The sequence below is a fragment of the Streptomyces sp. NPDC050636 genome (assembly GCF_040654775.1).
GTDB lineage: Bacteria > Actinomycetota > Actinomycetes > Streptomycetales > Streptomycetaceae > Streptomyces.
The window spans coordinates 23,444-35,566 of record NZ_JBFAIP010000070.1 but is presented as its reverse complement, the minus strand read 5'-3'; the positions used below and the strand labels follow the sequence as shown (position 1 = coordinate 35,566).

At 67.7% G+C, this 12,123-nt stretch carries 4 protein-coding genes and 1 CRISPR repeat array; of the genes, 2 read left to right on the top strand and 2 right to left on the bottom strand.

What is annotated here, in order from left to right; translation table 11 throughout:
* Positions 1–101: 101 nt before the first annotated feature.
* Positions 102–1,019 (bottom strand): DUF5655 domain-containing protein, encoded by a 918-nt coding sequence (locus AB0I10_RS31160; RefSeq protein ID WP_363156024.1) that lies wholly within the window; start codon positions 1,017–1,019, stop codon positions 102–104.
* Between the two features lie 268 nt (positions 1,020–1,287).
* A CRISPR array of direct repeats spans positions 1,288–2,893; the repeat unit is 29 nt; unit sequence GGGAACACCCCCGCAGGCGCGGGGACCAC.
* Between the two features lie 2,891 nt (positions 2,894–5,784).
* Between AB0I10_RS31160 and AB0I10_RS31155 the strand changes: the two genes are divergently transcribed.
* Together AB0I10_RS31155 and AB0I10_RS31150 are read left to right on the top strand one after the other, a co-directional pair.
* Positions 5,785–6,651 (top strand): hypothetical protein, encoded by an 867-nt coding sequence (locus AB0I10_RS31155; RefSeq protein WP_363156023.1) that lies wholly within the window; start codon positions 5,785–5,787, stop codon positions 6,649–6,651.
* Between the two features lie 35 nt (positions 6,652–6,686).
* A complete protein-coding gene (locus tag AB0I10_RS31150) occupies positions 6,687–11,096 on the top strand; it encodes an AAA family ATPase (RefSeq protein WP_363156022.1) in 4,410 nt (1,469 codons plus the stop codon).
* Positions 11,097–11,230: 134 nt separating this feature from the next.
* On the opposite strand, the gene AB0I10_RS31145 is transcribed toward AB0I10_RS31150, so the two are convergent.
* Positions 11,231–12,118 (bottom strand): HD domain-containing protein, encoded by an 888-nt coding sequence (locus tag AB0I10_RS31145; protein WP_363156021.1) that lies wholly within the window; start codon positions 12,116–12,118, stop codon positions 11,231–11,233.
* Between the last annotated feature and the right edge of the window lie 5 nt (positions 12,119–12,123).

Below are 12,123 nucleotides of genomic sequence, written 5' to 3'. Positions count from 1 at the left end.
TGCGCGCGGGCGGGCGTGCGGGGCGTGGGCCTGTGGCGCGCGCCGGTGCAGCACTACGGGATCGAGAACCCGATGACGCAACCGCCCTTGTCCGTTCGAGGTCAGCCCACTTCGACACTCTGCCGGATCAGGTCGCCGGCTCGTGCGAGGTCCTCGCGCGATCTGATCCGCACCTCGACGCCGTCCTTGATACCGAGGCAGCCCAGGCCGCGGACGTCTCGCGAGAAGCCCTCCTCCAGCTCCACAGCGTCCGGATCTAGCTTCAGGTTGACGACGAGCATCCGGTTCCGTGGCTGGACCCGTACCGTGGCCACGTTCTTGATCCGCCGGTACGCGATGTAGTGCAGCTGCCGCTCCTTCTGCACATCCCCGTGGGACAGGAGCACCTCGTCGAGGTCCGCGTACAGATCCTGAAGATCCTGCGGTGACTCGTCGAGGTACTGCTGCACCGACTTTGGCGAGGCCGTACAGGAGGCTCGGGATGTGGTGGGGGCCTTTCCCCGGGCTGGGGACGTGGCGCCGGCAACGGAGGCGACCAGCTGCAGCGTCAGCACATCGTCGAAGACCCGGTAGCTCACCAAGTCGATACGACGGCCGATCATCTCGATCGCCACCGAGTCGTGGTGGGTGAAGTCCCCGGCGATACAGACAAGTCGGGGATTGCTCCAGTCGATCGCCTCGGCCGCCTCGGCGCCGAGCTTCTCCTTGACCAGGCTCTCGAACTCATGGTGATGGTCATGGAGCCACGACAGATACGACAACGCCTGATTCGTCACGTTCTGGTCGCGGGAGCGCTTGTACTCCAATATGACTGGCGTCCCGTTCTCATCCAAACCCAAAGAGTCGATACGGCCCCGGTGCCGACCCGTCGCGTACTCGCTCGCCAGGAAACGGATGCCGAGCATCACCTCCATATTGGCCTCGATCAGCGTCTGCAACTGCCGCTCCAGCGCCACCGACGAGCCCGGAATCTCCGTGGCCTGCCCGCCGCGCACCCGGAACACCTTCAGGTTGCTCATACGCCACCCCCGACTCCACCTCGATCACTGCGAACGAACAATCGAGCCCAGGAGGCATTTATTCCGGCAGGACCTCGGAGCCGACGAGTAGCACGCCCAGCCCTCTATGCCTGGCCGCCCAGCGGCTCTCCGTACGATCGCCGCACACCCCTGTCGGAGTTCGAAGAGGCCCGCAGGTGACCGCTTATGTCATAGACAACCCAGGAGCAGCATCGCACGCGCACTGAGGGAAACCACCTCGCCCCGGCTCTTGCCCTCGTACAGGTGCTTGGGAACACCCCTGCAGGCGCGGGGACCACCTCACCCCGGACTCCTGACGCGCCACCATGGCGGGAACACCCCCGCAGTCGCGGGGACCACCCACGCCATATGGACTGGTCCGGCGGGGTGTTGGGAACACCCCCGCAGGCGCGGGGACCACGAGGCCCTTGTACGGCGCGAGGCCCTGGACCGGGGACCACCCCCGCAGGTGCGGGGACCGCAGGTAGGTGTCCGTGGTGAGGGAGACGACGCCGGGAATACCCCCGCAGGCGCGGTGACCACACCGGCTCGGCCAGGGCGGCGGCGCGCTCAGAGGGGACACCCCCGCAGGCGCGGGGACCACACGCCGAGGACGCCGCCAGGGCGCGCGTCGTTGGGAACACTCCCGCAGGCGCGGGGACCACACCGTACGAGCTGCACGGCCGGTTCCGCGGCGGGGACCACCCTCGCAGGCGCGGGGACCACTTGGGGAGCAAGGCATCCCAGGGGTCACCCCCGCAGGCGCGGGGAACGTATGAAGACCGTGCCGAGGGTATCGGGTGAGCCGGGAACACCCCCGCAGGCGCGGGGACCACCATGCCGGCCTCCGCCGCGCGCGGCGCTGGCCGGGAACATCCCCGCAGGTGAGGGGACCACCGCGTCAACTCCGTCCGCATCAGGTGGAGGCCGGGAACACCCCCCCAGGCGCGGGGACCACCGTCTGCTCATCCGCCGTGCCCGGCAGCCCCAGGGAACACCCCCGCAGGCGCGGGGACCACACCACGAAGATGGCCGCGAAGCTTGCCGAGAAGGGAACACCCCCGCAGGCGCGGGGACCACTACGACCGCCCGAGGGCCATTGCGGTAAACGAGGGAACACCCCCGCAGACGCGGGGACCACCGTTTCCGAAGCGGGTCGGAGGACTCCGGAGGGGGAACACCCCCGCAGGCGCGGGGACCACTGACCGAAAATGCTGATCGTGCCGTCGCGGTCGGGAACAGCCCCGCAGGCGCAGGGACCGCCGCGGCATCCTCCTCGTACCAAAGGGGACACGGGGACCACCCCCGCAGGCGGGAACCACCAGTCCGGTCACGGTCTTCTCCCGTACGCCGTGGGGAATCCCCCCGCAGGCGCGGGGACCACGAGGCGTGCCCCTTAGAAGGGCGAGGTTCCCGGGGAACACCCCCGCAGTCGCGGGGATCACGCCAACGCCAAGGCCCGCCGGCAGGCGAATGAGGGAACCCCCCGCAGGCGCGGGGATCACCCGAGCTGGGTGTACGCGGCTTTGACGATCGCGGGACCACCCCCGCAGGCGCGGGGATCACCTGCGGACCATGGGCACGGTGAGCCGGGCCGGGGGACTACCCCCGCAGGCGCGGGGACCACACGGGTGGCGCAGCCGTCGCGAACCTCGCCGCGGGAACATCCTCGCAGGCGCGGGGACCACGCGAAGAAGGGCACGCGGAGTAACGCCGCCTAGGGAACATCCCCGCGTGCCGCGGGGAGCAGTCTTCCTCGGTGATCCCGGTCGCGCGCACCGCGGGACCAACCCCGCATGTGCAGGGAGCGGATCGTCCGCAACGGGCAGATCATGCTGGGCGAGGGGCCAGCCCCGCATGTGCGGGGAGCAGGCTGACGACTACCTCCAGGAGACGAGGAGCTGGGGCAGCCCGTGTATACGCGGGGACAAGCGGCTGGCGACACTGGCGGCACGCACGGGACTGGGACAATTTCGCGGGGACCACCTACTAGCCGATGTGGACAAAGGCAAGACCACGGGTTAACCCCGCATGCGTGGGGAGCAGGTCTCAGGGACCAGGCCATGGACCGGAATCTTGGGGACAACCCCGCCTGCGCGGGGAGCAGCGCCTGGCCTAACTGGGTCTGAGTCATGCGCTGGGACCAGTCCCGCATGCGCGGGGAGCAGAACATCGTGGTGCGCCATGAATGTGACCGGACGGGACCAGCCCCGCATGCGCGGGGAGCAGATCTGGGACACGGAACTTCCGCAGGCGCATGCGGGGCCAACCCCGCGTGCGCGGGAGCAGCCGGCGGTGGCCGAAGTGACCGCCCGGAACAGGGGACCGACCCCGCATGTGCGGGGAGCAGGGACAGCCATTGCGGGGATTACTCCCGTGGTGGGGACCAACCCCGCATGCGCGGGGAGCAGTCGGGCGACATGACGACGAACGCATTGCCGCCGGGACCAACCCGGCGTGCGCGGGGACCAGACGACGTCAGCGGGGATCACGGCCATGGGCCGGGGAGCAACCCCGCGGGCGCGGGGACCAGTGGGAGAGGCGGAGAGCCCTGTGCTGCAGCGCGGGACCAGTCCCGCATGCGCGGGGAGCAGGAAACCGTCCGGCAGGCGATCATCAATGTGCTGGGACCAACCCCGCATGGGCGGGGAGCAGAAGGAGTGCCAGGACGAGCTGGATCGCCCGGTGAGACTAGCCCCGCATGTGCGGGGAGCAGCCGGCGAGCTTGGCCTCGTCGACCATGCCCGCGGGACCAACCCCACATGCGTGGGGAGCGGGGTCCGGAAGCCCGGCGGTCGTCGGGGTTCCTGACCAACCCCGTACGTGCGGAGAGGGGATTTGCTCCTCACGAACCGGCAGATGCAGGTGGGCAACCCAGCATGCGCGTGGAGCGGAACGTCCGGAACGGGCACATCATGCCGGGTGAGGACAAGCCCTGCATGCGCGGGGACCACCGTCGGGAGATCTCCGAGACTTCCTCTTGCTGGGGACCAACCCCGCATCTGCGGGGGCCACGCCATCCCCGCGGGCGCGGGGAGCAGAACTCAGCAACCGCACCAGTCATGGCTCGCGAGGGACCAACCCCGCATGCGCCGGGAGCAGACCGGGGCCCTGCGCTCGGCGGTGAGCTGGGTGGGACCAACCCCGCATGCGCGGGGAGCAGGCGCAGGAATCCAGCGTTCATGAAATCGACCTGTGGACCAACCCCGCCTCTGCGGGGAGCAGAGATCACTCAGGATCAGCGCGGCCTTGGCGATGGGACCAGCCCCGCATGTGTGGGGAGCAGTGGATGCGCCGGCCGACCCGCGCGCCGCCGCCGGGACCAACCCCGCATTCGCGGGGAGCAGGCCTCGGTGGGCTGGATACGCAGCAACTCCGGGGGATCAACCCCGCATGCGCAGGGAGCAGTGCTTGCCGTGGACGATCCACCGGGTAGCGAGGGGACCAACCCCGCATGCGCGGGGAGCAGGGCTTCCCATGGGACTCAGTGCACGGCAAATGGGGACCAACCCCGCATGCGCGGGGAGCAGAAGTTCCGGTTCGGCATCCTGTCGGCCGTGACGGGGCCAACCCCGCATGCGCAGGGAGCAGCGCGACGATCTACCCGCACAGCCACAAGGCGCTGGGATCAACCCCGCTTGCGCGGGGAGCAGGCGGGTAGCGCAGGCGACGACGCCGGGGCACGGGACCAACCCCGCATGCGCAGGGAGCAGAGCATCACCATCGGGATTACCACGACCGCGCTGGGATCAACCCCGCATGCGTGGGGAGCAGACCGATCACGGCAACATGTTCGGGGCCTACGAGGGACCAACCCCGCATGTGCAGGGAGCGGATCGTCCGCAACGGGCACATCATGCCGGGCGAGGGGCCAGCCCCGCATGCGCCGGGAGCAGGGCGACGCTACCTACATGACCAAACCCGAGCTGGGACCAACCCGCATGCGCGGGGGGAAGTTGTCTGAGCCCATGATGTAGAGGGTTCCGCGGTGACCAACCCCGCATGAGCGGGGACCAGCTGAACGGTACGACACAGCTCAGGTGCAACAGGGACCAACCCCGCATATGCGGAGAGCAGTTCGCGTCCTTCGCGCTCTTCGCGGTCCGCTCGGGCCAACCCCGCATGCGCGGGGAGCAGGGCTTCGGCCGGGGTTCGACCGGTCCCTTGTCGGGACCAACCCCGCATGCGCGGGGAGCAGCCACAGGGGCTTGGCCTTGTCGGGGCTGGAGTGGGACTAACCCCGGATGAGCTGGGAGCAGGGTTCAGGAGGGTGCGCGAGCGCCGGCACTCCAGGGACCAACCCTGCATGTGCGGGGACCAGGAGGGAGCCTACAAGGGCGGCTGGCTTGGCGAGGACCAACCCCGCATGCGCGGGGACCAGCGCCCGCAGGCGCGGGGATCAGTCCGCCTCCGGCGCCGCGAGGTGGTAGGCGGTAGGTGGTGGAGCCAACCCCGCAGGCGCGGAGAACAGCCTGGGCCAGGGGGATCATCCCTACGGTGCAGGGCGTTTGTGGCTGAGCCCGTCCGGAAATTCACCCGGGGGCATTCCCGCGATTGCAGGAGCGCGACTCGACGCTCAACGACGCCGTCACCCGCGAGGGCGGCACATACAGGCTGACCGTCGGCCAACTGCTGCTTGCCGGCACAGGAGGAAGCCGGCGCAGAAGTCTGCTGCTCTGAAATGCCGTTCTCATCCCGTCAGAGGGCGCAGTCGCACTAATCTCGTTGGCTGACCGAACGGCACGTAGGCGGGGGGAACACGAGCGTGGTGCGCATTGTTGGGGTACACGGTATTCGGCAATCCAGGACGTCGAAAGCGCAGTTGACACGCGACTGGTCGCGAGCGCTCAATGGCGGCCTTGGGGAACTGGACATGCCGGAGCTGTCTGGTGGCGCGTTGGAGCTGCCCCACTGGACGGGGCTCCTGGCACGCGGAGCGAACCACCTCGGTCCGGTTGAGGATTTCATCGACTCTGCGGCGCCCTTGAGCGAGGAGGAAGCCGACTTCGCAGTCAAGGCGCTGGAAGAAATAGTCCGTCAGGAAGACCTGGCCCGTGTCCAGCAGCTGGAGCTGCAGACACTTGGTTTGCCGCAGCTCTGGCCGGCACGTCTCACGCGCTTGGTGATGGCATACGACCTGCGCTTCCCCCGAGGCGGGGGCAAGCTCTTCGTGAGTGCAATGCGTGAGGTGCGCTTCTACCTGTACGAGCCTGACCTCGCCGCGCAGGTACGAGCCCTGGTTGCTGAGGTCTTCTGTGCGAGCACGTCTGTCGTCATCGGGCATTCACTGGGCAGCGTGATTGCTTACGACCTGCTGCGTCGGGGCGAGCTCGCACCGGATCAAACGTCCGGCGTGCGCACGCTGGTGACGTGCGGATCCCCTTTGGCCATCCCGTCGGTGCGGCGGAGGCTGAGCATTGCTGACGGAGAGCCTTTGAAGCTGCCCGGGGACATCGAGTGGGTCAACGTCTTCGATCCCGCAGACTTCATCACCGGCGGCACGGGGCTCAGCGCTCTCTCGCCGGAGGTCACCGATACGGAAGTCGACAACGGCATCGGTGACCCGCACAGTGCGCTCCGCTACCTGCGGGCCACTTCGGTCGCGCGCGTGATTGCGGACGACTGCCGATGAACCGGGGTACAGCTCCGAAGACCAAGCATCGGCGGTTGATCGAGATTGCTGTCTCGGAATACGAAACCGCCGACGCCGCCTTCAGAAAGGGTATTGCAGCACAGGTCGGTGCCGTGAGGGGGTGGTGGGCCGATGAGGGGCTCGGTCGGGAGCGCAGCTTCAGCATTGCTGCGCCCGAGAAGCTCCAGAGCGTTTACGATCTCCGCGCATTTCTGGATGAGCAGAGGCCTGAGGACGCTGCTCACGACGAGGCCCTAATTGTCTACGTCACCGGCCACGGCGTCAGTCGACCATCAGAAGATCATTTCTTGCTCCTGCCGGACTCGGACGAGGACCGGCTTCCGGCGACGGCGTTCCAGACCGCCGACTTGATCACGAGGGCATTGGATTCCGATGCGGACCATGTCTTGGTCATGGTCGACTCCTGCTTCTCCGGTGCCCTCCGAGAGGACCTGCTGCGTCGCCTTAAAGCGCTGAGCGACAGACGACTCCGGCTGAAGTCCCTTGTTGTCATCTCGTCCTCCAACCGCGAGGGGACCCCACATCCGGAACAGTTCACGCGCCTCCTCGAAGCAGTTGTCGCCCAGTACAAAGCAGAAGAGTCGGGGTTCGCAGGCTCTCACCTGAGCTTTGAGGAACTCTTCGCGTCGATGACCGCCTTGTACGAGGAGGGGATCGCGCCCGAAGTCCAGTTCCTCTGGCCGGAAGATTCGCTGCCGAGTCGCAGGGACCATCAGCAGCCCAGTCCCTGTCTTCCCAACCCCGGCTACCAACCCCATGCCCTCGTAGACGAGGCGCGCAGCGCCGTGGCATGGAGTCCCGCCGAACTCGACTCGTACTGGCTCTCCCGTGCCTCCGGCCGGCCTTCCTCTGGAGACCCCGCCTGGTACTTCACCGGCCGGATCAGCCATGTACGGCACATGATCGAGTTCCTCGAGGGCGGAAGCGGCACGCTCGTCGTCACTGGAGAGGCTGGATCGGGAAAGTCCGCGCTGCTCGCTCGCGTCGTCACACTCAGCGACGCGACGTTCCGGTCTGACGAGGCATACCGTCCTTTCATCGAAGCCATACCGCCCGATCTCCTCGTGCCAGAGGGAGCCGTCGATGCTGCGGTGCTCGCCCGGAACACGGATGCTGACGAGTTGACCGCGGCGCTGTACACGGCACTCGCGGGCAAGTCGCCATCCCGGACAAGGGGAATCAGTTTCCGCGATCAGCTTCTGGACCATGTGCTGGCCACCGTCCGCCGAGAGGCCCGGCCTCTGACGATCGTCGTTGACGGCATCGACGAGGCGAGGAATCCCGCAAGGCTCCTCACCGACCTCATTCGCCCGCTGGCCGACCAGTGGACAGACGACGGACAGCCCGCCGTACGGATGCTTCTGGGCATCCGGAGTACGCACCCAGGCGCAGTTGGCCGACAACGCCCCTCGCAGGACCGGGCGTCGGATCTGCTGCACCTGCTGGTTCGTTCCACAGACGCCGACGAGCCACTGCGGACAGACACCGGTGCTGTCCAGGACATCGCGGCGTACGTGAGCACGCTGCTAGGGGCCCTGTTCGACCGTTCCGACTCCTCAGAGCCTCCGGACCCTCGCAGACTGGACGAGCTCGCTGCCGCGGTGGCCGAGGAGGTGGCGCCGTCGTTCCTGGACGCTCGCATCGCTGCCGAAGCGCTCCACGCACAGCGCCAGCTGCCCGACCCGGACGACCCGGAATGGCGGCGCACACTGCGCCAGGGGACACAGGAGCTTCTGCGACGCGACCTCGACGAGATGCAGCGCAACACCAATCTGCCGGCCGAGCACATCGTGCACGTTCTGCGAGCCACGGCATTCGCGCAAGGGTCCGGCCTCCCGTGGGCCGACGTCTGGCCGTGCGCGGTGGAAGCGCTGGCGGGAGGTGCCATAGCCGCCCCTGAGACGGTGATCCGACGGGTACAGGAGAGCCGACTTGCAGGCTATTTGGCGAAGGGAGTGGAGGACGGCAGGTATGTCTACCGGCCGATTCACGAGCGCATCAGCGAAGTGCTGAGGGAGCACTCGCACGTCCTTCTCGGCAACCTAACGATGCCCAGCACACCCGAAGCACCGACGGTAGGAACCAGGGGGGCCCACCGGCAACTGGCCGTCGCTTTCAGTGCGTTGCAGGAGGCGAAGGACGGACCCCCGCACCCGTATCTGCGCCACCACCTGGTCCAACACGCGGCAGCCGGAGGAGTGCTGAATGACCAAGTCGTCACCGAAAAGTTCCTGCCCTACGAGACGAGCGGCAACGTTCGGGGAGCACTCGGACTTCTGTCGGAGCACGCCGAAAACACGACGCGCCTCTTCGCGTGGACGCGGATCGAGCCCTTCCTTGCTGATGCGCCACCCCCTGCACGTGCGGACAGCCTGCGCTTCTCCCTTTGGGAGCCGGATGTTGCTGCTTCTTCGAGCACCCGTGACACCGGCAGCCCGGCCATCGGGCACCTCGTGCCGAGGTGGAAGGACCTCACGGTGCCGGGCAACGTCCTGGCGCGCGAAGACGCGGACGTGTGCTCTCTGGTGTCCTTCACTCTGCGGGACGGCACGCCGCTGATTGCTGTGGGTGGCGCCGACGGTGCCCTACGTGTGTGGGATCCGTCCACCGTGACTTCGGTCGGCCTGCCGATACCGGGGCACGGCCCCTTCGTGCGGGCGCTGGCCGTCGTGTCCGCTCAGCAGGGACAGCCGCTGCTGGCCGTCGGCTGCGACAACGGCGTGTGGACGTGCAACCCGCTGAGCGGCCAGCGCATGCAACTGCCGGTCACAGCGTCCGTTCACGACATGGTGTCCTTCATCGACCGGGATGGGGCGGTTCGGCTGGCGATCGGCACGTCAGAGGGTCTTGTCCTGTGCGATCCGCTCGCCGCAACTGTTCTATACGACAATGCGGCGGACGATGGCGCCCTCGGCAGTCCGGTGACTGCACTGGCCTCCCTGTCCCTCCCCGGTGACCGCACGCTCTTGGCCGTTCACAGAGCTGACACCATCGAAATTCTCGACGGCACCTCTCTGGACTTGGTGTGCACCGTGCCACTCCTGGGGCAGCAGGTCTCTGCACTTTCCTTTCTCGACAGGCGGAACGGCAATCCCCTGCTGGCCTTGGCCACGAGGGCTTCGAAAACGGTCAGATTCTGGGACGCCCTGACGGGTGCGGAACGCAGGCACTGCACGATCTGGCAGTCCGCGGCCGTGCTAACGCCGTACTCCCAGCCCGGCTCGGATACCCTCCTCGCGCTTGGAGCTGAGGATGGCACCGTACAACTGTGGGATCCCGAAACAGGCGAGGAGGTGTGCCAGTTCCCCGATCACACAAGCGCCGTAACGGGGCTCGCTGTTGTACCCGGTCTCGGCGGAGTCCCCATCCTGGTATCCGGCTCACACGACCGGACCCTCCGCGTCTGGAACCCCCAGGCATGGGCCCGCCGCACGGTGCCGCCATCCCGATCGGTCGACGGAACGCTGCTCGCTGTGCTGCCACGCAGCTTTGAGTCTCCCAAGCTTGTCTCGGTCGGCCCCGACCGGAACCTCGTCGTGAGGTTGGCTGAAACAGGCGAGGTCACAGACTCGATCGCCCTTCCCTACACAGGAGTCGACGGCTCAGTGACAGCCCTCGCTACGCACACAGCGCCGGACGGCTCCGAGACCGTCGTCGTCGGACTGCCAGACGGGACAGTCGGATGCTGGAGCGGCGACTGGCGGCTGATGGATGCCTGGACGTCGGAAGGAGACCACGCGACCGCGTGCACCACCTTCGCCGACGATGCACGAACCGTGCTGGCCGTGGGAACGAGCCGCGGAGCGGTCGCGTACTGTGACCTGGCGACCGGCGAGGTGCTGGGGTGGCTCCACGGTCGCGGGGACATGGGCGGACCCATCCACGCGCTGGAGTACCTGCCCCTGCTGTCGGGTGGCGTTCTTGCTGTCGCCTCTGCTCATGGTGTCCTGCTGTGTTGCCCGTTTGACGAACCGCACGCCGAATGGCCGGGGCACATTGGCTCCGTGGAGGCCCTGACCGCCTGCCCGGGCGACGAGGAGGGTGAGTGGCTCCTGGTAGCCGGGGGAGCCGACGGCAGAGTACGCCTGTGGGCGCCGGATGCTCCGGAGAAGGAGCCGTTCACGCTGCCGACCCGGCACGACGGACCCGTATCCGCCCTCGGAATAGTCCGGCCATCCGATTCCCGCCCCGTCATCGTGAGCGCCGGCCTCAGGGACACGACCGTGCGGCTGTGGGACTCCCACACAGGAGAGGACGTGCTGCGGTTGGTTACCGCCACGTCGTTGACGTCCCTTGGCGTCCTCCCGTCCTGCAGCAGCTGGGCCGCCGATCAGCCCTTGGTCGCCTTCGGCGGCCCAGCAGGCATCGCCGCAGCGGCGCTACGTCTGCCGCAGTCCAACGAGCAGCCTGCAGGGCAGACCTGACGACGCTAGTCACCGCCGTCAGGCCCACCAGGATCGGCTCTCCGCACCGGGCACGTTCATCTGCTCCGCACTGCGGGGATGGCCATTGTGGCGACTGAAGAGGCATCGACCCCGCAAAGTGGGAATGGTGGCGATCACCCGGCCACGCCCATACGCGAGACTGCGTCCCGGGCGTGGAGTCGCGCTCGGTCCGATATCGCCTCCCAAGTGTCGTGAGGCGACGTGAAACCGCGAAAGGCGCCCCCGCGGGAAAGCCCGTTGCTCTGGGAGGCCAGGCGGCCGAAGGCCGTCAGATGCGCGGGATCCGTCGGTCGGATCAGGCGCGGAAGCTCCCGTGCGTCGATGCCCACGTGGTGGGCGACGGCGTCCACCAACGCGGCCCGGACCGCATCCCAGGCAGATCCGCCGGTCGCCCGATACGCCTTGGCGACAGTGTCGGCGTGCAGGACGTCGGCGCCGTGTCGGTTGAGCGCAAAGGCGGCCACGTAGAGGCCCTGGTGGTCCTGATCGCGGCACCGCTCACCGTCGACGTACCCCGCGCAGTTGCAACCGGTTAGCCGCGGCAGCACCGCCGCTGTGATGTGCTCCGGGTCCGCGTGACGGACGCGGGCTCCGGCCGGCGGCAAGGGAAGCCCGGCCTGTAGCGCCTGCTCCTGCCACGCTGTGCGTGCTCTGGCGAGCGTGGGGGAGGACTGTTGCTCCATACCGAAAGAGAACATGTGTGATGGGCTGGCGTGACCGATGCGACTGGCGCCTGACAGGAAGGCGGCCGCTACCCGGGCACTGTGCTCGTCCTTGGCTGCGAAACCGTCCGCGAGGTCGACCCGTTGCCTTGGGCTCAGCACCCGCTCCCACAGTTCAAGCATCACGGAACCAGCGGTGGCCATCTCCGCGATGAGAGGGTTCCACACGAGTCCGTCAGAGAGATCGATCGTCCCCCAACACCACTTGTGAGCAACGCTATTGAGCTCCTCTGATTCGCTCACATTGTCCTCATCCGTCGTGTTACGGTCCTGACTCATCTCAC

What these genes read in the sequence shown, in the direction of transcription:
- AB0I10_RS31160 (WP_363156024.1), bottom strand. Translation starts at nt 1,019, where the DNA reads ATGAGCAACCTGAAGGTGTTCCGGGTGCGCGGCGGGCAGGCCACGGAG.
- AB0I10_RS31145 (WP_363156021.1), bottom strand. Translation starts at nt 12,118, where the DNA reads ATGAGTCAGGACCGTAACACGACGGATGAGGACAATGTGAGCGAATCA.